The 26,029-nt window shown below is 65.9% G+C and carries 21 protein-coding genes and 1 tRNA gene; 12 read left to right on the top strand and 10 right to left on the bottom strand.

Annotated elements, in window-relative coordinates; genetic code table 11:
- Positions 1-60: 60 nt before the first annotated feature.
- From NP3_RS00680 to NP3_RS00670, 3 genes are all read right to left on the bottom strand, one after another.
- Positions 61-1,041 carry a ribose-phosphate diphosphokinase gene (locus NP3_RS00680; protein WP_063036669.1) on the bottom strand — a complete coding sequence of 327 codons (981 nt, stop codon included), beginning with the start codon at positions 1,039-1,041 and terminating at the stop codon, positions 61-63.
- Entirely contained in the window at positions 1,038-2,528 is a 1,491-nt protein-coding gene (gene glmU / locus NP3_RS00675; RefSeq protein WP_063036667.1) for a bifunctional UDP-N-acetylglucosamine diphosphorylase/glucosamine-1-phosphate N-acetyltransferase GlmU, read from the bottom strand. Before glmU ends, NP3_RS00680 begins: the two co-directional genes overlap by 4 nt.
- Positions 2,529-2,644: 116 nt before the next feature.
- Positions 2,645-2,715, bottom strand: a tRNA-Gln gene (locus tag NP3_RS00670).
- A 304-nt stretch (positions 2,716-3,019) separates the two neighbouring features.
- Here NP3_RS00670 and NP3_RS00665 point away from each other — a divergent pair.
- The 6 genes from NP3_RS00665 to NP3_RS00640 all read left to right on the top strand — a co-directional run bounded on the left by NP3_RS00665 (position 3,020) and on the right by NP3_RS00640 (position 11,406).
- Entirely contained in the window at positions 3,020-3,634 is a 615-nt protein-coding gene (locus NP3_RS00665) for a TetR/AcrR family transcriptional regulator (protein ID WP_063036665.1), read from the top strand.
- Between the two features lie 181 nt (positions 3,635-3,815).
- Entirely contained in the window at positions 3,816-4,463 is a 648-nt protein-coding gene (locus NP3_RS00660; protein WP_040695316.1) for a TetR family transcriptional regulator, read from the top strand.
- A gap of 165 nt (positions 4,464-4,628) precedes the next feature.
- Positions 4,629-8,294, top strand: a complete 3,666-nt coding sequence (gene mfd / locus NP3_RS00655) for a transcription-repair coupling factor (protein ID WP_063036663.1) — start codon at positions 4,629-4,631, stop codon at positions 8,292-8,294.
- A gap of 173 nt (positions 8,295-8,467) precedes the next feature.
- Complete coding sequence (locus NP3_RS00650) at positions 8,468-9,100, top strand: nucleoside triphosphate pyrophosphohydrolase (protein WP_245720751.1); 633 nt, start codon at positions 8,468-8,470, stop codon at positions 9,098-9,100.
- A 91-nt stretch (positions 9,101-9,191) separates the two neighbouring features.
- Positions 9,192-10,283, top strand: coding sequence for a glycerol dehydrogenase (locus tag NP3_RS00645; RefSeq protein WP_063036661.1), 1,092 nt, complete (start codon positions 9,192-9,194; stop codon positions 10,281-10,283).
- A 172-nt stretch (positions 10,284-10,455) separates the two neighbouring features.
- Entirely contained in the window at positions 10,456-11,406 is a 951-nt protein-coding gene (locus NP3_RS00640) for a phosphodiesterase (protein ID WP_157123978.1), read from the top strand.
- On the opposite strand, the gene NP3_RS00635 is transcribed toward NP3_RS00640, so the two are convergent.
- Positions 11,357-12,808, bottom strand: coding sequence for a stealth family protein (locus NP3_RS00635; RefSeq protein ID WP_373864717.1), 1,452 nt, complete (start codon positions 12,806-12,808; stop codon positions 11,357-11,359). The two genes, NP3_RS00640 and NP3_RS00635, sit on opposite strands and share 50 nt — an antisense overlap.
- 672 nt (positions 12,809-13,480) lie before the next feature.
- Between NP3_RS00635 and NP3_RS00630 the strand changes: the two genes are divergently transcribed.
- Both NP3_RS00630 and NP3_RS00625 read left to right on the top strand, forming a co-directional pair.
- Positions 13,481-13,966 (top strand): hypothetical protein, encoded by a 486-nt coding sequence (locus tag NP3_RS00630; protein WP_245720747.1) that lies wholly within the window; start codon positions 13,481-13,483, stop codon positions 13,964-13,966.
- A gap of 75 nt (positions 13,967-14,041) precedes the next feature.
- A complete protein-coding gene (locus NP3_RS00625) occupies positions 14,042-14,617 on the top strand; it encodes a TerD family protein (protein WP_063036655.1) in 576 nt (191 codons plus the stop codon).
- Here NP3_RS00625 and NP3_RS00620 read toward each other — a convergent pair.
- The 6 genes from NP3_RS00620 to NP3_RS00595 all read right to left on the bottom strand — a co-directional run bounded on the left by NP3_RS00620 (position 14,599) and on the right by NP3_RS00595 (position 21,909).
- Entirely contained in the window at positions 14,599-15,513 is a 915-nt protein-coding gene (locus NP3_RS00620; protein ID WP_063036653.1) for a putative PEP-binding protein, read from the bottom strand. The two genes, NP3_RS00625 and NP3_RS00620, sit on opposite strands and share 19 nt — an antisense overlap.
- Positions 15,514-15,579: 66 nt before the next feature.
- Positions 15,580-16,986, bottom strand: a complete 1,407-nt coding sequence (locus NP3_RS00615; protein WP_063036651.1) for an MATE family efflux transporter — start codon at positions 16,984-16,986, stop codon at positions 15,580-15,582.
- A gap of 151 nt (positions 16,987-17,137) precedes the next feature.
- Positions 17,138-18,169, bottom strand: a complete 1,032-nt coding sequence (locus tag NP3_RS00610) for a PLP-dependent cysteine synthase family protein (RefSeq protein WP_063036762.1) — start codon at positions 18,167-18,169, stop codon at positions 17,138-17,140.
- A 53-nt stretch (positions 18,170-18,222) separates the two neighbouring features.
- Entirely contained in the window at positions 18,223-19,743 is a 1,521-nt protein-coding gene (locus NP3_RS00605; protein WP_084507952.1) for an alanine racemase, read from the bottom strand.
- Positions 19,734-20,744 carry an ornithine cyclodeaminase family protein gene (locus NP3_RS00600; RefSeq protein WP_174566156.1) on the bottom strand — a complete coding sequence of 337 codons (1,011 nt, stop codon included), beginning with the start codon at positions 20,742-20,744 and terminating at the stop codon, positions 19,734-19,736. The genes NP3_RS00605 and NP3_RS00600 overlap by 10 nt, the downstream gene beginning before the upstream one ends.
- Complete coding sequence (locus tag NP3_RS00595; RefSeq protein ID WP_063036649.1) at positions 20,716-21,909, bottom strand: TauD/TfdA family dioxygenase; 1,194 nt, start codon at positions 21,907-21,909, stop codon at positions 20,716-20,718. Before NP3_RS00595 ends, NP3_RS00600 begins: the two co-directional genes overlap by 29 nt.
- Before the next feature lie 316 nt (positions 21,910-22,225).
- Here NP3_RS00595 and NP3_RS00590 point away from each other — a divergent pair, with 316 nt between their 5' ends.
- The 4 genes from NP3_RS00590 to NP3_RS00575 form a co-directional block, all read left to right on the top strand.
- Positions 22,226-23,743: an ABC transporter substrate-binding protein gene (locus NP3_RS00590; protein ID WP_063036647.1), complete on the top strand. Its 1,518-nt coding sequence runs from the start codon at positions 22,226-22,228 to the stop codon at positions 23,741-23,743.
- Positions 23,743-24,666: an ABC transporter permease gene (locus NP3_RS00585; protein WP_063036756.1), complete on the top strand. Its 924-nt coding sequence runs from the start codon at positions 23,743-23,745 to the stop codon at positions 24,664-24,666. Before NP3_RS00590 ends, NP3_RS00585 begins: the two co-directional genes overlap by 1 nt.
- Before the next feature lie 35 nt (positions 24,667-24,701).
- On the top strand, positions 24,702-25,565 hold the full coding sequence (locus tag NP3_RS00580; protein WP_245720746.1) for an ABC transporter permease: 864 nt from the start codon (positions 24,702-24,704) through the stop codon (positions 25,563-25,565).
- On the top strand, positions 25,562-26,029 hold a 468-nt coding region (locus NP3_RS00575), incomplete at its 3' end, for an ATP-binding cassette domain-containing protein (RefSeq protein ID WP_245720745.1). The genes NP3_RS00580 and NP3_RS00575, both read left to right, overlap by 4 nt.

The following is a 26,029-nucleotide window of genomic DNA, read 5'->3' as shown; positions in this document are numbered from 1 at the left end:
CCTTACAAACAGAAACGTCGCGGCCCGGACCTGGGTCCGAGCCGCGACGAAGTGTGAAACCTATGCGTTGCCGTTGAAAAGTCCGGTGACCGAACCGTTCTCGAAGACCTCGCGAATCGTGCGCGCCAGCAGCGGCGCGATCGACAGCACGGTCAGCTGCGGGAACTTCTTCTCCTCGTCGATCGGCAGCGTATTGGTGACCACGACCTCCTTGGCGCCACAGGTGGCCAGGCGCTCGGCGGCCGGATCGCTCAGCACGCCGTGCGTCGCGGCGATGACCACATCACCGGCGCCTGCCGCCTTGAGCACCTTGACCGCACCGGCGATGGTGCCACCGGTGTCGATCATGTCGTCGATCAGGATGCAGGTGCGGCCCTCGACCTCACCGACCACGCGGTTGGCCTTGATCTGGTTCGGCACCAGCGGGTCGCGGGTCTTGTGGATGAACGCCAGCGGTGAGCCGCCCAGCGAGTCGGCCCACTTCTCCGCGACGCGCACGCGACCGGAATCGGGGGAGACCACGGTGATGTGCTCGAGGCTGTAGTTGTTGCGCACGTACTCGGCCAGCTGCAGCTGGGCGTGCATGTGATCGACCGGGCCGTCGAAGAAGCCCTGGATCTGATCGGTGTGCAGGTCGACGGTGATGATGCGGTCCGCGCCCGCGGTCTTGAGCAGGTCGGCGACCAGGCGGGCGGAGATGGGCTCGCGGCCGCGGTGCTTCTTGTCCTGACGGGCGTACGGGTAGAACGGCAGCACTGCGGTGATCCGCTTGGCCGAACCGCGCTTGAGCGCGTCGATCATGATGAGCTGTTCCATCAGCCACTGGTTCAGCGGAGCCGGAAAGCTCTGCAGCACAAAGGCATCCGAGCCGCGCACGGACTCCTCGAACCGGACGAAGATCTCACCGTTGGCGAAGTCGCGCGCGGTCTGCGGGGTGACGTGGACGTCGAGTTCCTTGGCCACCTGCTCGGCCAGCTCAGGATGAGCGCGTCCCGAGAAGAGCATCAGGTTCTTCTGGTTGTCGATCCATGACGCGGTCACTGCTGTTTGCCATCCTTTTGCTCGATTGCCTGACCAGACATCTCTTTGGTCGCGATGGCTTCCGCCGCCGCCCGTGCCGCGTCCGTCCCCGGACGGTTGCGCTGCACCCAGCCCTCAATGTTTTTCTGTGGCCCACCTGAAACCGCGAGTGCCCCCGGCGGAACGCTTCTACGCAGCACAGTACCCGCCGCCGTATAAGCGCCGTCACCCACCGTCACCGGTGCGACGAACATGGTGTCGCTGCCGGTCCGCACATGCGAGCCGACCACGGTGTGGTGCTTTTTCACACCGTCGTAATTGACGAAAACGCTGGAGGCGCCGATGTTGCTGTGCTCACCGATGGTGGCGTCGCCGACATAAGTGAGGTGCGGCACTTTGGAGTGCGCGCCGATCGATGCGTTCTTGGTTTCGACGAATGCGCCGAGCTTTCCGGAATCCCCGACAACGGTGCCCGGGCGCAGATAGCTGAACGGGCCGATATTCGCACCGGGACCGATCACGGCCTGATCACCGTGGGTGCGAACGACGTGCGCGCCATTGCCGACGATGACATCGGTGAGCGTGGAATCCGGTCCGATCACGGCGTCCTCACCGATGACGGTGCCGCCGAGTAACTGCACACCCGGCCGGATTTCGGCGTCCCTGGCGATTCTTACGTCCGCGTCCACCCAGGTGGTCGCGGGATCGATGATCGTGACCCCGGCGCGCATATGCCGTTCGAGGATGTAGCGGTTGAGGGTGCGCGCGGCCTGCGACATCTGTACCCGGTCGTTGACGCCGGTGACCTTGGCCGAGTCGAGCAGCCGTGCGCCGTGCACCGGATGTCCGGCCTCGCGAGCCAGCCGCAGCACATCGGTCAGGTACAGCTCGTGCTGGGCGTTGGCGGTGGACAGGCGTCCGATCATGGTGCGTAGCACGGCCGCGTCGAAGGCGTACACACCCGAGTTGACCTCGGTGATCGCCGATTGTGCGGGGGTGGCGTCGGCATGTTCGACGATTTCGGTGACCTGGCCGTCGGCATTGCGGACGATGCGGCCGTAGCCGTTCGGGTCCTCCGGTTCGAAGGTCAGCACCGTGACCGCCGAACGTTCGGTGTAGCTGCGGTGCTCGTCGAGCAGCGCGGACAGGGTGTGCCCGTCCAACAGCGGCACATCGGCGGAGGTGACCAGTAGGTCACCGGTGAAATCCTCGGGAACCGCCGCGAGCGCGCATTGCACCGCGTGGCCGGTTCCGAGCTGTTCTTCCTGAATGGCGGTGGTGATGTCGCGGCCGAGGTCGGCGGCGACGGCGGCGACCGCGGCGCCGACTTGTTCCCGATCGTGTCCTACCACGGTGATGAGGAACGCGGGGTCGATCTCGTTGGCCGCATGCAGCGCGTGCGCGAGCATGCTTCGACCGGCCAGCGAATGCAGCACTTTAGGAGTCTTCGACCGCATTCGCGTCCCGGCACCGGCTGCGAGAACGACGACGGCGGTCTGCTGTGGCATGGATCTCCCTCGGCTGCCTGTCATCGTGCTTGGGGCTGTCGTCGTGCTTGGTCAGCGCTGTCGTCGTGCTTGTTCAGCGATGTGCGCGGCCAACGATAAGCCATCGTGCCGGTGTGCTCCGCCGCCAGGACTCGAACCTGAACTATCTGAACCAAAATCAGAGGTGCTGCCATTACACTACGGCGGATTGTCACACCGGCGGATCTGCGAAACCCGCCACTGCGCCAGCGGCACGGCATGAATCCTCGCATGAAGACCTCCGGTTAGTCGAACTGCTTCGCTGAATTCGTGGGTACCCGCCGCTGCCGTCTACTCACACCGGTCGCGTTATCTGGGCGAACGCCGAAATCGGCCCCTCGATCGCCGTCTTCGGCGGGGCGACGCGCGCGCGGGCAGAGCTGTCTGGAACAGTTGTCGGCAAAAGTTCGGGTCATGCGCAGGGAGGCGGGGCGTTGTCTTCGGGTGAACCGCAACGAGTGTCCCGGCCGCGGATGACGGGTACTCAGCGGCGGCAGCAGTTGATCGAGATCGGTCGCGCAATATTCGCCGAGCGCGGCTACGACGCGACCTCGATCGAGGAGATCGCACAGCGGGCGCAGGTCTCCAAACCCGTGGTGTACGAACACTTCGGCGGCAAGGAGGGGCTCTACGCCGTGGTCGTGGACCGCGAGATGTCGATGCTGCTGGACATGATCACCTCCTCGCTCACCCAGAATCGGTCCAGGATCCGGCTCGAACAGGTCGCGCTCGCACTGCTGACCTATATCGAGGAACGCACCGACGGATTCCGAATCCTGGTGCGCGACCAGCCCGCTGCTACCGCGGAGGGCCGCTACTCGAGCCTGCTCAACGAGGCCACCAATCAGGTCGCGCATATTCTCGGCGGCGATTTCGAGCGCCGCGGTTTCGATACCAGTCTGACCGGTTTGTATGCGCAGGCATTGGTGGGCATGGTCTCGACCGCCGCGACCTGGTGGCTGGACGAGCGCAAACCGTCGAAAGAGGTTGTGGCGGCACATCTGGTGAACCTGTGCTGGAACGGGCTCAGTCATTTGGAAGCCCACCCGCTGCTGAGCTCGGAATGGCGTGCCGGTACAGGGGATTGACGGTATTGGTAGCCAGAAAATTGCGCAGTATGCCCGTCCGAATGCTCGAATTCGCTGGCGCGCGCTCACCTGGTGGTACGGTTCACCCATCCTCAGGGTGCTGTTCGAGCGGTAAGTCGGTCTACTTCGGGATGTCGGTCTACTTCAGGATGGCTGGTTTTAAGGATGACAGGCGGATCTGATGGCTAGGCAAGCGCGCGCGGAGATCACCCGCGATTCCGTCCTGGCGGGCGCTGCCGATGTCTTTCTGCGCTTGGGATATGCGAATGCGAGCCTGAGCGAGATCATCGCGCAGTCGAACGTGACCAAGGGCGCCTTGTACTTTCACTTCGGTTCGAAGGAAGAGCTGGCGCGCGCCGTGGTCGACCAGGGCAATGAGCGTCTGGTCAGTTCGTGTCAGGGTTTCTTCGATCCGAGAGTGCCCGCACTCGAGGCATGCATCGGGATCACCTATGTCGTCGCGGACCTATCCATGAACGATCCGATGGTCGGCGCGATGCTCAAGCTGACCCATCAGATCGGCGACTACCGCGGCGCTCAGGGCGACAATATCGCCAAGACTTGGGGCGATACCTACCGCGTACTATCCGAGCGGGCCATCGCCCAAGGCGACCTCGAGGCCGATCTGGACGCCGAGGTGATCGGCCTGCTACTGCAGGAAATGACCGCGGGCGTGCACATCACGGCGGTCGGCACCGATTCGATCGATCAGATGGCGACCCGGATGGAACGGGCCTGGTACTTCCTGCTCCCGGCGATCGTGCCCCCGGAGAAGCTCTCGTACTTCCGGGAATTCGCCGCCCGCCGCCTACGCCGCTACGTGCCGTAACGCGTCACAGCGCCGTAAACGTGTCACAGCGCGTTGGTAGGTTGTGACGTGTCGACCGATTTCGTGAGCACATGGGTAACTCATCCCGGCAAAGACTGGGGGAGGCGGGGGAGCCTAGACTCGGTTGGCCGTCCTAAAAACCTCGCCTGAGCTCAGGAGTGTTCGATGTCCACCCACCGTCCACCTCTTGCCGGACTGGCCGCGGTGGCCGGGGCTGATTCGGCCTTGCGGACCGTCGCCGACCTGGTCGGGAAGTCGCCGGTCGAGTTGGTCGGGCCGTCGGCGGTGCGACCGTTCGTCGCGGCGACGATCGCGGCCCAGCGGCCGCTGGTGGTGGTGACGGCGACCGGGCGCGAAGCCGACGATCTGACGGTCGAGCTGGAGGAAATCCTCGGCGCGGCGATCGCGCAGTTCCCGTCCTGGGAGACGCTGCCGCACGAGCGGCTCTCGCCGGGTGCCGACACCGTGGGCCGCAGGCTCGAGGTGCTGCGGCGGCTGGCGCAGGATTACGGCATCGCGAAGCGATTCGATGAGGGGCGGTGGTCGGGCGACGGGCGGGCGGATCCGGTATTTCCGGAACCGCTGCGGGTCGTGGTGACGACCGTTCGCTCTCTGATGCAGCCGATGGCCGCGAGCCTCGGTGATATCGAACCGATCGTGCTGCGTGTCGGCGCGGAGTTCGATTTCGACGAATTGCTCTTGCGCCTGATCGAATTCGCTTACACCCGCGTCGATATGGTCGGCAAGCGCGGTGAGTTCGCGGTGCGCGGCGGCATCCTCGATCTGTTCCCGCCCACCGCCGATCATCCGGTGCGCGTGGAGTTCTGGGGTGACGAGGTGACCGAGCTGCGGCCCTTCGCGGTCGCCGACCAGCGTTCGCTGACCGATCTGACGGTGGATGTGATCGTCGCGCCGCCGTGTCGGGAACTGTTGCTCACCCAGGCCGTACGCGAACGCGCCGCCGAGGTCGCGGTGGCGAATGCCGCCGATGCGGCGCTGGTCGAGATGTTGGAGAAGCTTTCCGAAGGTATTCCGGTCGAGGGCATGGAGGCGCTGCTGCCGGTACTGCAGCCCGGCGAATTGCGGCTGCTCACCGAGGTTTTGCCGGAGGGCACCCAGCTGCTGCTGTGCGATCCGGAGAAGATCCGCACGCGCGCTGCCGATCTGGTGCGCACCGGCGAGGAGTTCCTGGAGGCATCGTGGACCGCCGCCTCGTTCGGCGGCGCCGCGCCGCTGGGCGGGCACGGACTCGATCTGGCCGCCTCCGGTTATCGTGCGCTGCCCGAAATCCATGACAGCGCAAACGCACACGGTCTGCCGTGGTGGAGTCTGAGCCCGCTGACCTCCGGCGATCCCGCCGAGGTCGTGCTGCCGGTGCTGGCCGGTCCGGCGGCACGCGGATCCGATGAGTTGGTGGCGACGATCTTCGCGTCGCTGCGCGCGCATGTGCTGACCGGTGGGCGTGCGGTCGTGGTCGTGGCGGGTCACGGTACGGCGCAACGCATTCTGGAACGCCTCTCGGATGCCGATGTGCCCGCGGCTGCGTTGACAGCCGGTGCCGAGCCCACACCCGGACTGGTCGGTGTGCTGTGCGGTTCGCTGCACGACGGGCTGGTCTTCGATGACGCCGGTCTGGTTGTCGTCGCCGAATCCGACCTCACCGGTAACCGGGTCACCGCACCGGCGGAGGGGAAGCGGCTACCGGCCAAGCGCCGCAATCAAGTCGACCCGCTGGCGCTGAACGCTGGCGATATGGTGGTGCACGATCAGCACGGCATCGGCCGGTTCGTCGAGATGATCGAACGCACCGTCGGCGGGGCGCGGCGGGAATACCTGGTCATCGAATATGCGCCGGGTAAGCGCGGTCAGCCCGGTGACCGGCTGTTCGTGCCGATGGAATCGCTGGATCAGCTCTCGCGCTACGTCGGCGGTGAGATGCCGAGTCTGTCCAAGCTCGGCGGATCCGACTGGGCGAATACGAAACGCAAGGCGCGCAAGGCCGTTCGCGAGATCGCCGGCGAGCTGGTGCAGCTGTACGCGGCGCGCCAGGCCGCGCCCGGACATGCGTTCGGTCCCGACAGTCCCTGGCAGAAGGAGATGGAGGACGCGTTCGCGTTCACCGAGACCGTCGACCAGATGACCGCCATCGCCGAGGTCAAGGCCGATATGGAGAAGGCGGTCCCGATGGACCGCGTGGTCTGTGGTGATGTCGGCTACGGCAAGACCGAGATCGCCGTGCGCGCCGCGTTCAAGGCGGTGCAGGACGGCAAGCAGGTCGTCGTGCTGGTGCCGACAACCCTGCTGGCGCAACAGCATCTGCAGACCTTCACCGAGCGCGTGGGTGGATTCCCGGTGACCGTGAAGGGGCTGTCCCGCTTCACCGATCCGGCCGAGTCGCGCGCCGTGCTGGAGGGGATGGCGGACGGCGCCGTCGATATCGTTGTCGGTACGCACCGGCTCCTGCAGACCGGCGTGCGGTGGAAGGATCTCGGCCTGGTCGTCGTGGACGAGGAACAGCGTTTCGGTGTCGAACACAAGGAGCACATCAAGGCGCTGCGCACGCACGTCGACGTGTTGACCATGTCCGCGACGCCGATTCCGCGCACCTTGGAGATGAGCCTGGCGGGCATTCGCGAGATGTCGACCATCCTCACGCCGCCGGAGGAGCGGCATCCGGTGCTCACCTATGTCGGCGGGTACAACGACAAACAGGTCACCGCGGCCATCCGGCGCGAGCTGCTGCGCGACGGCCAGGTCTTCTATGTGCACAACCGGGTTTCGTCGATCGACAAGGCCGCCAAGCGGATTCGGGATCTGGTGCCCGAGGCGCGGGTGGTGGTCGCGCACGGTCAGATGAACGAGGACATGCTCGAACAGACCGTGCAGGGATTCTGGGAGCGTGAATTCGATGTGCTGGTCTGTACCACCATCATCGAGACCGGGCTCGATATTTCCAATGCGAATACGTTGATCGTGGAACGCGCGGACGCTCTCGGTCTTTCGCAGCTGCACCAGTTGCGTGGGCGCGTCGGCCGCAGTCGTGAACGCGGATACGCCTACTTCCTCTACCCGCCGGAGAAGCCGCTCACCGAGACGGCCTACGACCGGCTCGCCACCATCTCGCAGAACTCGGATCTCGGCGCGGGTATGGCGGTGGCCATGAAGGACCTCGAAATCCGCGGTGCCGGAAATGTGCTGGGCGCCGAGCAATCCGGGCATGTGGCCGGTGTCGGCTTCGACCTGTATGTGCGGCTGGTCGGTGAGGCGGTGGAGGCTTATCGGGCCGCCGCCGATGGTAAGCCGATCACGACCGAGGAGGTCAAGGAGGTCCGCATCGACCTCCCGGTGGACGCGCACATTCCGCCCGACTACATCACCAGCGATCGGCTCCGGTTGGAGGCCTACCGCAAACTCGCTGCGGCGCAAGATGATCCGGGGCTGGAGTCGGTTGTCGAGGAGCTCGTCGACCGGTACGGGCCGCTGCCCGTCGAGGTCGGCAGGTTGGTGTCGGTGGCGAAGCTGCGCCTGCTGGCCCGCGAATACGATGTCACCGAAATCGCGGTCACCGGAACCACATTGAAGGTTTCGCCGATGAGCCTGCCCGATTCCAAGCAGATGCGGTTGAAGCGCCTGTACCCGAGCGCGGGCTATCGCGCGGCGAGTGGCGTTGTGCAACTGCCGCTGCCCCGGGTGCAGGACAGTGTCGGCGCCGACCGGGTGCGCGATGTCGTCCTGTTGCAATTCGTTGCCGACCTGTTGCTGCAGTTGGATGGCAAGCCGAAGGGCTTCGTAGAGTTGCGGGTCGCCACCGAAGCCACGACGGCTCGATGAGTTCGGACCGCGACGAAGCCGTTCTGCGGGCTGCCAGGCATGCGGCGGCGGAGGCGGGGCGAGCCAATGGTGCCGACGAGCACCCATTGCCCGAACCCGTGCGGGCGGCGGCCGAATCCGGCCGGACCGATACCGCGGTGGTGGCGGCGGGGCTGGCCGGGGCGGTCGAGGTGATGGACCGGCTGTGGAACTTCGGCGGCTGGGAGGTGACGCAAACCCACGACTCGCTGCGTCCCTACCTGCTCGAGGAAACTTACGAACTCCTCGACGCCATCCAGCACAACGACGCCGAAACCATCAAGGAAGAACTCGGCGACCTGCTGCTGCAGGTCCTGTTCCACTCCCGAATCGCCCAGGCCGCAGGCGAATTCACCGTCGACGATGTGGCCGCAGCACTGGTCGCCAAACTCGTCAACCGCAGCCCGCACCTCGCCGACGAACCCATCGACCCGTCGGCCACCGTCGCGGAAAAAATCGCCGCCCAGGAAAAAGCCTGGGAGGAACGCAAATCCGCCGAGAAATCCCGCCGTTCCTGCCTCGACGGCATAGCCATGGCCCAACCCGCCCTGGCTCTGGCCGAGAAGATCCGCTCCCGCAGCCTCAAAGCAGGCCTGCCCGAAGACCTGATCCCCGACACCCTCCGCACCGTCCACCTGGGTGGCGAAGACAGCGCGGAAGAACGCCTCCGCAAGGCCACCTTGTCCTTCGCATCGGAAATCCGCGCTACCGAAGACGCCGCCGAAGCCGCCCGCGGCGAACGTGTCCCGTTAGCGGCCGCCGATTGGCGCAAGTACTGGTCGCAGTAGCCGGGCGTTCGGCAAGCTTCGAATACACCTGATGGCTCAATCGCGGGCGCGTAGCGTTTGCGATACGGAGTCGGCGATCGGGAGGTGGCAGATGCTGAGTGTGTTTTCTTCGCCGGGGCATTACGTGCAGGGGCGGGATGCGACGGGGGCGCTCGGGGCGGAGATGACGCGGCTGGGGATCGCAGGACCGGTGATGATCGTGGCGGGGGCCAGTGCGCATCGGTTGTTGGCGCAGACGTGGCAGGAATCGCTTACCGAGGCGAAGATCGAGTATTCGGTGCATCGGTCCGGGGGCGAGTGCAGTCGGGCCGAGATCGCGCGGGTCACCGCGGCTGTGCGGGAGAGCGCGAGCACGGTGGTGTTGGGGGCCGGTGGGGGCAAGGTGCTCGATACGGCTCGGGCGGTGGCCGATGATCTGGAACTGCCGATGATCAGTTGTCCTACGGCGGCGTCGAGTGACGCGCCTTGCAGTGCGTTGTCGGTGATCTACACCGGCGCCGGGGAATTCGAGGCCTATCAGCTGGTTCGGCGGAATCCGGCATTGGTGCTCGTCGATACGTCCGCTATCGCGCAGGCTCCGGCGCGGCTGCTCACCGCGGGGATGGGCGATGCGCTCGCGACCTGGTTCGAGGCGCGGACCTGCAGTGCCGCGCGGGTCCGGAATATGCGCGGCGGCGCCTCCACCCGCAGTGCCACCGCCTTGGCCGAGCTTTGCTACAACACCCTGCTCGCCGACGGAACCCACGCCCTCGCCGCGGTTCGCAATCACACCGTCACCCCGGCCCTCGAACGTATCGTCGAGGCCAACACCCTGCTCTCCGGTTTAGGCTTCGAATCCTCCGGTCTCGCCGCCGCCCACGCCATCCACAACGGCCTGACCGCCGCCCCGCAAACCCACCCGTACCTGCACGGCGAAAAGGTAGCCTTCGGCGTCCTCACTCAGCTCGTACTGGAAGGCGCTCCCGCCGAAGAGATTTCGACGGTCCTCGAGTTCTGCACGTCGGTCGGCCTACCGGCCACCTTCGCCGCCCTCGGCCTGACCGACCCCGACAACCGAACCCTGACCGCCATCGCCGAACGCGCCACCGCTCCCGGCGAAACGATTCACAACGAACCCTTCACCGTCGACACCCCCATGGTCCTGGACGCCCTTCGTACCGCCGACAGCCTCGGCACCCGCTGAGCACAGTCGCGCCCGGAAACTCTCGGACCGGGTGTGATGACACCGAACTCTCACCTTCCCGCAAGCAGTTTGTCACCGTGGGGCGGGCAGTCTGTCAATAGGTCTTCGCTATCCTGGCGATGGAACCCGAAGCCAATGGCGGGCGAATCCGCCGGGGAGGACGTTCGGTCCGGTGCCCACCAGCAGAGTCGCGGAGCACCCGCGACCGAATCATGTGCTGTTCCATTTCAGCGATACCCATTTGATCGCCGGCGACGGCGAGCTGTACGGCGACGTGGACGCGGATCTGCGTCTTCGGCAGTTGCTCGACCAGGCCGCGGCCAGCCGCATCCGGCCGACGGCGATCGTCTTCACCGGTGACCTCACCGATAGGGGCGAGCCGGACGCATACGAGAAGCTCCGCGCCATCGTGGAACCGTTCGCGCGCCGATTGCGCGCGCCGATCGTATGGGTCACCGGCAATCACGACGATCGCGGTGAACTGCGCCGGACTCTGCTCGGCGAGCGCCCGTCGACGAAGCCGCTGGATCGGGTGCACATGATCGACGGCCTGCGCATCGTCGCCCTGGACACCAGCGTCCCCGGCCACCACTACGGCGAAATCCGCGACGAACAGCTGGCCTGGCTGCGATCGGTACTCGCCGAACCCGCCCCGTTCGGCACGATTCTGGCGATGCACCACCCGCCGGTGCCGTGCGTGCTCGATCTCGCGGTCACCGTCGAACTGCGTGATCAGCGCAGGCTGGCCGATGTGCTCGACGGCACCGACGTGCGCGCGATTCTCGCGGGGCACCTGCACTTTTCGACCAGCGCCACCTTCGCGGGAATCCCGGTCTCGGTCGCCTCGGCGACCTGCTATAGCCAGGATCTGGCCGTCGCCGAGGGCGGCCTGCGCGGCCGCGACGGCGCGCAGGCCTTCAACTACGTGCACATCTATCCGGACACCATCGTCCATTCGGTGGTTCCGATCGATCGCGGCCCGACCGTCGGCTCCCCGTCCACCCCGGAAGAGGCGGCGCGCAAGCTGGCCGAGGAAGGCATCGTGATCCCGCCCGCCGCGCGCATCCCGCGGGTCATGCGGCGCCGGGCGCAGACTCCGGAAGACGACGAGGCCGTGCACTGACCCGCTCCCACGGCGCTGGGGTCGGGAAGTAGGTGGACAGGAATTCCGACACCGCACGCACCCGATCGGCCTCCGGGACCTCCGGAAAACTGCCGTCGTTGAGGCAGAAGAAGTCGACATCTCGATGGACGGCCAGTCCGTCGAGCAGTGCGAGCCCGCGTCGACTCGTGGTGTCGACATAGCGCATCCGCGCCATCTCCTGCGGCACCGCGCGCCCGGTGAGCATGGCGTAGTAGTGGTACAGCGAATTCGTCACCGAAATATCGGTGGCCGCACGGAATCTGCTCGCCCTGGTCCGCGCGAAGTCGGTCGCGAACTCCTGCTCCATCTCGAGTAATACGCTGCGCCGCAACGGAACAGGGGTGTGTTCCAGATGCCGGGTGATGACATGTCCGAACCGCGCGGCCAGCAATTCCCGGTTTTTCCGTGCCGCATTCTCGAAACCACTGCGCCGCTCGTTGTTTCGGCCCGGTCCGATACGGGTGCCTGCCTCGATGAACCGGCTGACTCCGGCCGGGCTGAAGAACATCGACGGCCGCACCGGCCGGGCGAAGAACATATCGTCGTTCGAGTACAGAAAATGCTCGCTGAGCCCATCGATATGCTGCAGTTGGCATTCCACCGCATGGGAATTGAAGGTGGGCAACCCGCTGGTATCGCTGAAGTGATCGACCGCGCGTACCACCGTCACCCGCGGATGTTCGTCGAGCCATTCCGGCACCGCGGAATCGGTCGCGATGAAGATCCGCCGAATCCACGGCGCGTTCTTGTACACCGAGCGCAGTGCGTACTTCAGTTCGTCGATCTGCCGGATCCGAGCATCCGCGTCATCGCCCTCGCCCACCACGACCTGGGCCAGCATTCCCGCACGGCGGGCACGGAATTCGGGATCGGTGCCATCGACCCAGGAGAACACCAGATCGATATCGAAGCCGACATCGGTCGGCTGCGGCGCGAACATATCCGTCAATGTCGGCCAATTGCGGTCGAACAGGCGAACTTCCGTGCGCTCGATATCGGTGAGGTCGAAGACATTGCGGGTGAACACATTCGGCCGCGGGCACTCGACGGTGTCGCCGTGGTACTCCCACAGCTCCAGATCCACGTAGTGCTCCGAATCGGCATCGCGACTCAGCCGAAAAACATTGTGCTGCACCTCGGCACACGCGAAACCCGCGGCAATCGCGGTGGCCGTCACCCGACGCACCATCGTCCGGTGCGCGGCATCCGCGGCCAGTGCCAGCCGATGTCCGCCATCGCGAATCAGCAGGAACGGCACCTCCGCGGCCGCCAGCTCGCCGCGCAGATAGCCCAGGTCGTCCAGCATCGCGGGCGAGACGACGAGATTGCCCGCCGTCGGCCACGCCACCATATCGACCGCGCCGGAATTCCTTGCCCCCATATCAACCATGTGTCTGCTCCCCACGTCCGTATGTGTGCCGAAATGTCCCGTGGCGCCGCGCTACAACCCGGGCACCGCCGCGGACGACGTCGACGGACGTCGTCTGTGGCTGCCGTGCCCGGCGCGGCCGAATTCAGAAATTCGGGACGATGCCGTAGTGCAGGAACGAAGTGATCAGCCGGGTCTCAGACGATCGGTACACCATGTCGTTCTCACCTCACTCACGGCCGGACGCCAGTGCGTCTTCTTGGAGCAATGCTGTCGGTGCGGGCAAGGCGCGGCGGCCGTGCGGTACCGAGAGCAGCACGCGGGCCGGACAGACATCGGCCGGCGAATGGAGAAGCCCTGCTGAACAGGGGCTATCAGCAATGATGCATCGACCGTGCCGACCCGTCAATCCGGACATCCGAGTGGTGTCCCGGACAGGCGGCTCGGACTGCTTGTCCCATTGAAATTAGGGTAGCCTTACCGCATAATCCCGCACGGGGCGACGGCCCGCTACTGGGCCGGGGCGCCGCCCATCACCCAGTGACGCCGTATCGGTGTCCTGAGAGGTGCCTGTGAGCACTTCGGACAAAGGTCGCAGCGCCAGCGAACAAGGGCCACAGCACCTTAGACTTGCAGGCAACGTGGCACAGCCCGCCGCGTTGCAGCGATCAAGAGGTGACGAACATGGCAGCCGGAGCGAGCCCCGTGCAACGTCAAGACCACTCTATGGCCGATCATCCCGAACTGGACGTACTCCCGGAATGGCCCCAGGAGACGATCGCGGTGCTGGTCACCACCGACCCGGCGCCGCATGCGATTCCGGTGTCCTGGCCGGTGCGTGCGGATGATCGGCGGATTCTGCTCAGCCTGAAATTCGATCGCGGTTCGCTGGCGCGCCTGCGTGAACGGCCCGATGTCGCACTGCTGATTCTCGGCGGTGGCAATGTCGCGCTGTGCGCGCGCGGGCAGGCGCGAGTTATCGCCGAGGAAATGCCCGGTGCGACAGACTATGTCGCGGTCCAGATCGATGTGGAAGTCATCGATGACCACCGGCAGTCGGCCTTCGCGGTGGCGCACGGAATCGAGCGCACCGTCCTGGACGCGAGCGAATTGCATGCGCTCGAAGGGCGCGTGCAGACACTGCGCGCCTGGGCCGATATCGAGAACTGAACCGGCACAAGCTGTCCGGTACAGAGTAATAATCGTGATGAAAGGCGGCGCGAACGCGTCGGATGGAAGGGGATCATGAGCGTCACATTGGCCAAAGGCGGAAATGTCTCGCTGTCGAAGCAGGCCGCCAACCTCACCAAGGTTGCGGTGGGGCTCGGTTGGGATGTGCGAACGACCACCGGGGCCGATTACGACCTCGATGCGAGTGCGCTCGCCACCGGGCCGAATCAGCGCGTGCTGTCCGATCAGCACTTCGTGTTCTACAACAATCTCCGCTCGCCCGAGGGCACGATCGAACATACCGGTGACAATCTCACCGGTGAGGGCGAAGGCGATGACGAGGTGATCAATGTCGATCTGGCGGCGACGCCGCCGACGATCACCAATATCTTCTTCCCGGTCTCCATTCACGATGCCGATGCGCGCGGACAATCGTTCGGCCAGATCCGCAACGCCTACATCCGCGTGGTCGACGCGAACACGGGCGCCGAGCTGGCCCGGTATGACCTCACCGAGGATGCGTCCACCGAGACCGCCATGGTGTTCGGGGAGTTGTACCGGTACGGCAACGAATGGAAGTTCCGTGCCATCGGTCAGGGCTATGCCTCCGGGCTCGCGGGTATCGCCCGCGATTACGGCGTCAACGTCTGATGGGCGTGCGGGTGGTCGGGATCGGACCCGGCCGCCCGCTCCGCCTCGTACAACGCGATCGCGGCGCGCGTCTTGCGCTTGATCGCTTGCAGCACATCGAGATCCGGCAGGTCCGCGAACTGCTCACCCAGCACGTCGGGCAGATCGGAGTAGTGCAGCACGCATTCGTCGACGCCGAGGTTCGCGCAGGCCGCGAGCAGGTCCGGATGCAGATAACCCGCGACCGCGGTCCGCACGCCCGCCGCGGCGGCCACCATGGTGACGCGCTCGATCGCGCGCAGCAGCGGCGGAACCGGTCGAACCGGCCGTAGGCTGGCGCGTGCCTGGCCGAGCAGCAGCGAGGACAGATCGTTGCAGCCGATCACCACCCGGGACACCCCGGTGGTCACGACCCGGTCGACCTCGAGCAGCAGCGACGGGATCTCGATCATGGTGGCGACCGGGCAGTCGCCGATCACGGCCCTGGTTTGCTCGATGGCCCACTGCAATTCGTCGACATAGGTGACGAACGGGAAAATCACGCCGATATCCGCGCCCTCGTCGCGCACCTGCGCAATGCCCTCGAGTTCGGCGACGAATGCGTCGGGAAAACGGCGCGCACGGCGAATACCGCGCAGGCCGAGCAGTTTATGCGGCTCGTCGATGATCTCTTCGACGCCGTCGAGGATATTGCATTCAGCGGTATCGGCTTCCATGGTGCGATACCAGATCGTGCCGTCGGCCCGCTTCGCGATATGGCGCAGATATGGCACGAGATAACCCGAAACCGATTCGGGTGTCGGATATTTCCCGGCCGCGCGGAACACGTACTCGCCGCGCACCATCCCGACCCCGTCGAAGTGGTCGAGCAGTTCAGCGGAGATCCGCTCACAACTCAATGCCAGGCTCTGCCGCATTCCCCGCACGCTATCAGGTTGCTGCACAACACTTTCCGCCGCCCGTTAAGTCCGGATTTCGCGAGGTCACGAAGGGGTCGGTAGGGATTGTGGGAGGGGGCGGGGATGGGTCGAGGCGGCGCTTTGGAGCAGGGCGAAGTAGCGGCGGAGCATCAGGACCGCTGTGCTGGCCAGACCCGCGGTCAGACCCCACCAGACGCCCGCGGCGCCGAGGCCGACCGGGAAGGCCAGCAGCAGGGCCGTGGGCAAGCCGACGAGCCAGTAGCCGACCAGGGACAGGCGGAAGCCCGCCTTGGTTTCCTTCAGACCGCGTAGCAGGCCGGTGCCGATGTTCTGTGCGGCATCGAAGAACTGGAGCACGATGCCGATGAGCAGCAGCGAGCGGGCCAGGTCGATCGTCGCGGTGTCGCCGGGTTCGAGGAAGGGGCTCAGCACGAGTTTCGGCGCGGCGATATAGACCACGCCGGTGACCGCGGCGACGATGCCCGCATGCTGCAGCGCCAACCAGGCCAGCGCACGGGCGTGGCCGTATTCGTCACGCGCGACGGCATGGCTGACCAGGATGGACGCGCCGTGCGACAGGCCGATCGCGACCTGGAAGACGATGTAGATGATCTGGTAGACCACATTGTGTGCGGCCAGCGCGGCCGGTCCGATACTGCCCATCGCCAGGGCGAGCACGGAGAACATGCCCGCTTCCGAACCGTAGGTGAGCGCGATCGGCGCACCAAGTCTGAGCTCGGCCCAGACGGTCGGCACATGCACCGGCCACGGACGCAGCGGCAGGGTGGCGCCGAGTGCCGCATCGGCGCGCACCATCGCGAAGAAGACGCCGAAGGTGATCAGGAAGACCAGTGAGGTCGCGACGCCGATGCCGGTCAGTCCCAGCGCGGGCAGTCCGAACCAGCCGTGCATGAAGGTAAGGGCCAGTACGAGATTCAGCGCCACCGAGCCGAGGGTGACCAGCAGCAGGGCCTGTGGACGCTGCATGCCGACGGTGTACTGCCGCAGTACTTGGAACCACAGGCAGGGCAGCAGTCCGGGCGCGAGTGCGAGCATGAGCGGTCGCGCGTCGGCGAGTACGCCCGCGTCCTGGCCGAGCCATTGCAGCGACCAGCCGAGTCCGATCAGCACTGCGCCGCCGATGATTCCGGCGAAGGTGGCGATCAGGAAACTCGAGCGGACGATATCGCGGACCTCCCCGTCCGCGGATTCACCACGCTTATCCGCCGCACTGACCGAGGACGCGATCTGATTCCCGGTCCCGGTGATCAGACCGACGCACATGGTGCGGATCTGGTTGAACAGCACCATCGCCAGCCCGCCCGCGGCGACCTCGCGCACGCCGAGCGTGCCCATCAGTGCGATATTGGTGGTCGATACCGCGATCTGTGCGAGTTGGGTGAGTGCGATCGGTGCCGCCAGCGCGGTGAGCTGTCGCCCATCGGCACGGAAGGTGGACAGATTCAGCATCGCACCTCCACCCGTCGAATCCCGAAATCGATCGCCATGCGCCTCGTCCCGACTCGTCGCTGAGTTTCATTTGGGTTAGGCAACCCTAACAAGGTGATCATTTCAGACGTACAGGGTGTCGCGCAACGGTGATCGAAAGCGCGCATGTGCTTCATCGCGCCTCGACGAGTTGGTCGCGTCGGGTGGGAGCGTAGCGGTCCAGCATCGTGTGCACATCGCGTTCGGTGGCGGTGTCGAGAAGATCGCGTTCGCGCATCCACTCGTCGTCGAAGACCGTGTCGAGATACTTCTCGCCGCCGTCACAGACGAGGGTGACCACGGTCGAGCCGGGCGGGAACTCCTCGAGGCGGGTGAGCGCGGCGTGTACCGAGCCGCCCGCGGAGCCGCCGATCATCAGGCCCAGCTCGGCCGCGACCGCGCGAGCAGTGGCGAAGGCCGCGACATCGGAAACCTTGACGCCCTCATCCAGCAGCGAATAGTCCACGGCGGTGCCGATGGTGGCGCCGGGCGGGGTGCCGGTACCGGACTGCCAGTACGGCCCGCCAGGCCCGCCGAAGGCGATCGATCCGACCGGTTCCACGCCGATCACCCGTGGTGTGCAGCCGAGTTGGCGCAGCCGGGTCGCGGTGCCGAACAGCGAACCACCGGTGCCCACCGCGGAGAGCAGGATATCGACGCGCTCCACGTCTTCCAGCAATTCTTCGGCCACGGCGTAGTAGCCGACCGCGTTCGCATCGTTGTTGTGCTGTTCGGTGAAGTACGCGTCGGACTGTCCGGCCGCCATCGCCTCGGCCAGGTCTTCCCGCGCCGAGGTGGCCAGGTTGTCGTCACCGTCATCGGCGACGTATACCAATTCCGCACCCATTGCTCGCATCGCACGCAGTTTGTCCTTACATGCGTGGTGATCGACCACCGCGGTGAAGCGATACCCACGTTCGGCAGCGACTACCGCGAGGCCGAGCCCGGTATTCCCGGATGTCGACTCGATAATATGCCCGCCATCGCCCAGCAAACCTCGACGCTCCGCATCGTCGATCATCGCGCGCGCCATCCTGATCTTGGCCGCACCCGTCGGATTGAACTGCTCGAGTTTGAGCAGCAGCCGGGTGCCGGTCGCGGTGGTCGCCAGTTCGAATAGCGGGGTGCGACCGATCAGATCCGTCACGCGCGTGACGAGCGGCATGGAGGTCTCCTCGTTCGGGGCCATAAGGGTGTTGGTCGAATGGGGTTGCCGGATCATCCGGCGTCGAGCGTCCAGCGGAGCCGATCACCGGTGTCGTGCAGCACCACCTTCGGTGGAATCGGCAGTTCGTGAAAAGCCGATTCGTTCGAATCCATTTGGTAACCGGCGGTATTCGGATAGATCAGCAGATCGCCGACCTCGGCTCGTCTCGGTAGCGGGATGCGCCGCCAGCTGAGCATGTCGGACTCCAGGCAGCTGGCCGCCCCGACGCAGGTCGGGGTGAGCTCGCCGGGGCGCGGCGGCCACAGCATCGGATCGGGGAGGTATTCACTGTCGAACCACTGCTCGGACAGGCTCAGGCTGGTGCCGTCGACGGTGAGCAGTTGGTAGGGGTGACCCTCGACGTGGCGGGTCTTGCTGCCCTGCACCCGGAAGACGCTGGATCCGGCGCGGTCGAGCAGTGCCCGGCCGGGTTCGACGGCGAGCCGGATATCGTTGTCGCGCAACCGTTGCGCGAGTGCGTTGTGCTCGAGGGCCGCGGTGAGCATGGCCGGGCCGGGCGCCGGGAAGTGGTAGGGGTAGTACGAATCGAAGGACTTCCCCGCGTGGAACCACTGACCGTTCGCGTGATCGGTGAACTCCGACCAGGCGCTCGCGGGCACATAATCGACGCCGAATCCACCGCCGATGGAGATGGTGCCTGCCGGATGGCCCAGTGTGCGCGCATCCAGGCAGCGGGTGATCAATTCGTCGGCCTGTTCGGCGCGTGCGATGGCATCGTAGCCGGACAGGTGGAAGCTGAAGCCCTGCAGGCGAATCGATTCGTGACCGACCGTGCCGGACGCGCCGATCACCGAAATCGCACGGTCCAATTCCTCGGCGGTCATGCCGAATCGGCTCGTGGATCCATTGGGCAGCACGCGGAGTAGTACACGCGCCGCGGCGGCCGGAGTGGTGAATGCGGCCAACCGGTCGAGCTCGTCGAGACTGTCCACGGCGATCAATGCGCGGTGCCGCACGGCAAGCCACAGCAGATCGTCGGATTTGGCCGGACCTGTGACCATCAGCTCGTCACCGCGAACACCCTGTGCCAGTGCGGCATTCAGCTCGCCCGCACTGGAAACGTCGACACCCGCACCGTATTCGGCGCAGGCACGAGCAACACAGGCCGCCTTGTTGGCCTTCTTGCCGAAGTAGACGACTCCATCCACACCGGCCTGCTCGAATACCTGCTGAAACCCATTGATATTCACCGCGACCCGTGACGGATACATCACATGGAAGGGGCCGCCGATCGCAAAGGCGATATCGCCGAGCAGATTCGGATCGGCGAGGAGTCTGCGCTCCCAGTCGTCAGTGTGTGCGGGCAGGGCGGGAGCGCAAATGCTCAGCAGGCCGCGCACTGCCGCCAGTACGGCGGGATCGGGGGCAGTCTCGGTATGCGATGGATCATCGCCGAGTTGGACCTTGTCGCGGATCGAGCCGTCGTCGAACAGCAGCGTGCCGTCGGGTTCGGCGCTGCCGGGGGCGCGCACCTTCTTGTCGAACTCGACGGCGCCGATGTCTAGTCCCATAGGGGCACCTCCGTGCCGCGGCCCTCGGCAATGGCTCGTTCGGCGAGTGCGTGCGCGACGGCGATATCGGTCAGCACCAGCCCGCTGTTGTAGACGAAGATCCGCTCGTCGTCGGAGCGTCGGGCGATTGCGCGACGGCTCAGGATCTGTGGCAGTTCGGCGTCGACGGTCCGCAGTCTGCCGTCGGGACCGGCCATATCGGTGCCGGTCAGCGCCATTTGCTGGGCGCTGGTTGCGATTACGCGGTCGGCGTCGACCAGCGTCGACGGCGCCAAGCCGTAGCCGACGAGCACAACGGTGGATCCCGGTGCGAGATCCTCGGATTCGATCCCGACCTCGGTACCGGGTCCGGCTGTCGCCAACACCACGTCGGCGGTACCGGCGGCCGCGCGCGGATCCTCGACGGTCTCCAGCAACGCGTGCGGGTTGTATTCGGCGAGGTAATCGCGCACCGCCGCCAGACCCTCCGGATGGGTGCCGTAGAGCATCAGCTTGCGCAGCTGCGGATTGGCGGCGAGCAAGTGCGGCAGGGCATTTCGGCCCTGGGTGCCGGTGCCGATCAGCAGCACGCTCTCCGCGCCGCGGCGTGCGGTCTCGCGCACCAGCAGCGCCGAAACCGCCGGGGTGCGCAGTGCGCCGACCCTGGCGCAGTCCATCATGGCGATCGGCGCGCCGGTGCTGTCGTCGTAGAGCGTGATGGTCGTGTAGTAGCGCTTGGTGCTGCGGTCGTGGCCGGGATCGAATTTGTAGGACGTCTTCATCGCGACCACCCGGCGGCGGCCGTCGCGCCCGAGCATGGCGTAGGCCACCGACCAGCCGTCCGGATTCGCGACGCTGAGTTTGCGCGGATTGTCCGAATCGCCCGCGGCGAAGGCGAGATACGCTTCCTCGACGGCGCGCACCACATCGGCGGGCGTGATGGGCACGTCGGCGAGATCGCTGCGGCTCAGCACACGCAGCGGTGTGCTCCGGTCACGAGTGCTCAACGGTTCCTCGATCATGTTGTGTCGTATCCAGCCTTACTGCGGTCCGGGTGGTAGCCCGGGCCGGTACACCGTCGATCGCGAGCGGGTTGCTTGCCGCTCGGAACGGGGCGACGATCCGTTGCCCATAACCATTTTCGTCGGCCTCGGCGGCCCGCCGTCGGCGTTCGGGCAGGCGGACATTGACGCGCTTGAGCCAGCGGTCGGTGCCGTCGTAGCGCGCGGTGAACGGTACCCGACCGTGCACGGCCACGTCATTGTCCACCAGCAATAGCTCGCCGGGGCTCAGTACGGCGGTGATGCAGACGCGTTCGAGCTCCGCGGTGAGGCGCGCGTACGCCAGCCGGAATTCGGTATCGGCATCGTCGAGCGGGGTGTATGCCGGATCGTAGCGAAGCGTCAAATCCGCTGTGCTGTGGGGTGATTCGGCGCTCCACAGAGTCGGCAACGGGAGTGCTGAATAGCGCTCGTGACCCGTGCCGTAGGAGACGTCGGGCAGGATCGGCAGGGTCGGCGTGCCCAGTAGTCGGCGCTCGTCAGCGGAGAGCTCGGTCCGGCGCACCGAGGAGACGGTGGTGCCGACGCCGTCCGGATTGCGCAGACACGCCAGCATCAACAGGTTTGCCCGGTCCGGGTGGAAGGCGTCCTCGGTGTGCGGGCTGAGCAGGGTTTTGCTACTCGCGCCGGACTGTTCGTGTTCGTGACCGGGCGACGGCACGATGTTGTTGACCAGCCGCCCACCCTGCTGGCCCTGCCAGCCGAACGGTTCACCCGCGCTGCGGGCGAGCAGCAGCATCGCGATATCGAGTTCGAATGAGCTTGCGCGGCAGTCGGTTTCACCACTCCAGCGGGCTGCCTCGGCCCAGCTCGGCGGGGTCGGGCCGCATTCGGCATCGGTCAACGGCAGTTTGCCGACGATGGTGGCACCGGCCGCGGTGGCGGGCGGTCGCAGGGCGACACGTACCGCATCGGGCAACTCGCCGACGCGCGCATCGATTTGCTCGAGCAATGCCGGATCGGTCAGCGTGCGCGCGAGGTCGGCGGTGCCATCGGGCCAGGAGTCGACTGTGATGCATATCTCGCGAGCGAGAGCGCGCACCGCATGTCCGGCGGTGGTCGGCAGCTCGCGCCGTTCGATATCTAGTGGGTGAAGCGTCTTACGTTCGGAGAGAACGCCTTTCACCAGTGATCCCTTCTTCGCATCGGGTCGAAAAGCGGGGGTATGACGATTCGATCTGCGAAGCTAGTGGCTCCGGCCGAGTTAAGCAAGCCTTACCTAAGCGAGTCGTAAAAATAGCGAGCGCCCATGACTGGGGTCGAAGCCTGCCGCGGCTAGCTGTAGCAAATTTGCGGCATTGCCTTCGGGGTGATGACTGATAGCTGTGGTGCGGCAAAACTCAACGGCCGGAACCCTATTAGGCTAGCCTGTCCTAGCTAGATTCGCTAGGGTTTGCGGGTCGCGCGCGGGTAACTCGTTGAAGTTCGAGGAAGGCAGCAGCATGGAATGGAATCGACGACAACTCCTGCGATCGGGACTCGGTGTCGGCGCGGTGCTGTTGGTCGCCGCATGTTCGGACGGCGGCAATTCGGACGGCCCCGCGCGGCGCGGTGGCACCCTGCGGGTCGGTGCGCTCGGCAGCGCGGCGCGAATCGAACGCGATCCGCATGCGAATCTGAGCAATGACAGCGACTTCCTCATCACCTCGCTGGTGTACGACGCGCTCACGGTACCGGGCGCGAACCCGAATGTTGCTGCGCGCCTTTCCAGTCGGTGGGAAGCCGACGCGCAGCGGCGTCGCTGGAGTTTCACCATCGCCGACGGCGCGGCCTTCCACGACGGGACCCCGGTCACCTCCGATGATGTGGTGTGGTCGCTGCGTCGCCTGCGGACCGTCGGCGGTGCGTCGAAAATGCCTGCCGCTGTTGAGGACATCACCGCGGACGGTCCGAACCGGGTGGTGATCGCGCTGCCCGAACCGAATTCGCAACTGCCGCTACTGGTTCGGTTGATGACCTTCACGGTCAAGAAGGACACCACCGATTTCACCAAGGCCATCGGTACCGGGCCGTTCCGGTTGGAGTCCTATCAGGGTGGCAATGCCCGGCTTGTGCGCAACGACCGGTGGTACGGTCCGGCGCCACTGCTGGATGCCATCGAGGTCACCATGTTCGACAGCGTGACGGCATTGGGCAATGCGGTGCTCGGCGGGCAGATCGATCTGGCCTCGAATGTCGGTGCGATCGCGGGACGTACCGCCGAGGGACGCGGTGATCTGCGGGTGGTGCGGCGGTCGAACGACACCATGGTCGGAGTCGCGATGCGGACCTCCGACGGACCGTTCGCCGATGCGCGGGTGCGCGAGGCCATCCGGTTGGGCGTCGATCGCAAGGCCCTGGTGAATCAGGTGCATTCGGGGTACGGCACCGTCGCGAATGACATCCTCGGTACCGGTGATCCGTTGTACGACAACACCATTGCGCAGCGCGGCCGCGATGTGGACCGGGCCGCGACGCTGCTGCGCGATGCCGGATTCGATACCGGGCGCAGCTACCAGTTCCTCACCAAGGCCGAGGCCCCCGGCGAGGTCGAATCGGCGAAGGTGATCGCCACCCAGCTGGCCGATATCGGGCTGCGCCTCGATGTCGTGACGCAGGAGTCGAATACTTTCTACGACCAGACCTGGTTGAAGGCGCCGTTTTACACGGTCTCCTGGGGCACCAATGACTCCACGCTGTTCTTCGCGACCAAGCTGATGTCCTCGACATCCAATCGCAACGAAACCGCCTTCAAGGATACCGAATTCGATGCGGCCACCGCGAAAGCACTTGCCGCGCCCGATGACTCGACATACGCGACCGCCTGCCGTGAAGTGCAGCGGATTCAGTACGCCCGCGGCGGTTATCTGGTGTGGGGCATGGCCGACGGCATCGATATCGCGACATCCCGGGTGCGCGATGTGCCTACCCTGGGCGGCTTCGCCAGGGTGCAGTTGGAACGGGCCTGGCTCGCGGAGTGATGTCCTTCGCCCGACTCCTCATCCGGCGCGGCCTCCTGCTGGTCGCGCTGCTGGCGACGGTGTTCGCGGCCGTCGATCTGCTGCCGGGCAATTCCGCCCGCGCGGTGCTCGGCCGCGACGCCAGTGCGGAGCAGATCGCGGCGAAGGAACACGAACTGGGCCTGGACCGGCCGCTGCCGGTGCGGTTCGTCGAGTGGATATCCGGTGTGGCGACCGGTGATTTCGGCCGCACCGCGCGTGGGCGATCGATCAATGAGCTGCTGGCCGACAAATTTCCGCCGACGCTGCTGCTCGGCGGGCTCGCCTTCCTGGTGACCGTGGTCGCGTCGCTGCTGCTCGGCGGCTGGTGGGCGACGCGGCGGGGCGCGGCCACCCGGTTCCTGCAACCGGCTACCACAGCGGCGGCGGCGATTCCGGAGTTCGTCATCGCGACCTTGTTGATCCTGGTGTTCTCCTTGGGAGCCGGTTGGTTACCCGCTGTCACCATTACCGGGCGTTCCGGATTTCCGGCCAGTCCGGACATGCTTGTGCTGCCGGTGCTCGCACTGGCGATACCGCAGACCGGCTGGAACACCCGGGTGGTGCGCGCGGCCCTGCTCGATTCCGCGCGCTCGCCGCATGTGGAAAGCGCGGTGCTGGACGGACTTTCGACCACCGCCGTGCTGACCAGGCATGTCCTGCCGTTCGCGCTGCCGACGATTGTGGCGAGTTTCGCGACCACGGTCGGCATGCTGCTCGGTGGTGCGCTGGTGGTGGAGACCATCTTCAACTATCCGGGACTCGGTGCGGTGCTCGCGGGGTCGGTGGCCGATCGGGACACCTCGCTGATCGCCGCGGTGGTCGCGCTGACCGGGATCGTCGTCATGGCGATGCTGGCCATGGCGGACGGGATTCGGGCCTGGGCATCGCGGGGGCGGATATGACCGGCGCGCAACGGAATCCGGTGGGTAGGTCGCGGGTGAAGAGATTCCTCACGGTATTGCCCGCGCTGGTGGTGGTTATCGCTGCCGCGCTCGGGCCGAGCCTTGCGACTCGGTCTGCCGAGGCGGCGGTCGGGATACCGTTCGGGCGGCCGGGTGCGGACACCTTATTGGGCACGGACCGACTCGGACGGGATGTGCTGGCGCAACTGCTCTATGGCGGTTGGGGCCTGCTGTTGCTGGCGGGTGTGATCGCGGTCGCGGTGACCGGGTTGTCGTGCGTGCTCGGTGCGGTCGCGGCACTACGTCCTCGGGTCGGTGCGTTGATCGAGGGCGTCGCCGATTTCGCGATCCTGCTCCCGGCCGTACTCGGGATCCTGCTGGTGCTGACGGCCTGGCCGGATGCGGGCGTCTACGGGTTGGTCGTGGTGGCTCTGCTATTCGGAACTCCGTACTGTGCAAGAGTTTTCGCGGCGGCTGCGGCGGGCGTCGCCGCCAGCGGCTATGTCGAGGCCGCCCAAGCGAGCGGTGAAACTCTGCCGCACTTGGTATTCCGTGAGGTGATACCGAATCTGCGCGAGGTCTTGGCCGCCCAACTCGGTCTTCGCTTCGTCGAGGGCGTGTATGTGGTCAGCACCGCATCGTTCCTCCAACTGCCGACCACGCTCGGTGCGAGCAACTGGGCGGTCATGGTGCGCGAGAACTCCTCCGGCATGCTGCTGAACCCCTGGTCCGTGCTGGCTCCGAGCCTGGCGATCGCGGTGGTCGCGGTCAGTGTGAATCTCGCGGTGACCTCGTTCGATCAGCACCGCCCGCGGCGATGGGCACGCGGTTCCGAGTCGCTGGGACCGGCCGGTGCGGAGTCGCCGGTCGCAGGCAATGCGTTGGAGGAGCGGGGATGAATGCGTCTGTCGTCATCGATGCGCTGACCGTATGCGGATCGAATGGTCAGGAGTTGTTCGAGCCCACCAGTTTCAGCGTCGCGGCGGGTAAGGTCACCGCCCTGACCGGTCCGTCGGGGTCGGGCAAGACCACGTTGATGCGGGCACTGCTCGGGCATCTGCCAACGGGCGCCCGGCGATCCTCGGGTTCGGCCGTGGTCGCGGGGCAGGACGTATTCGCATTGAATCCTGCTGCACTGCAACGGTTCCGGCGTGATCACATCGCCTTTGTCGGACAGGATCCCGGTTCGGCCCTCAATCCGTTGATGCGTGTGCGTTCCCTGCTCGACGAGGTTCGCCACCCCGCTGCCGCCGTGGCCGAAACGCTGGAGTTGGTCGGTCTGTCCGACGAACACCTGCGCCGCCGACCCGGCGAGCTCTCCGGCGGTCAGCAGCGCCGAGTGGCCCTTGCGCGTGCGCTGGCT

Origin of the sequence: Nocardia pseudovaccinii NBRC 100343 (assembly GCF_001613225.1) — a bacterium.
Taxonomy (GTDB): Bacteria; Actinomycetota; Actinomycetes; order Mycobacteriales; family Mycobacteriaceae; genus Nocardia; species Nocardia pseudovaccinii.
Note: the sequence above shows the minus strand (reverse complement) of the source record. Positions and strands in the feature narration are given on the sequence as shown.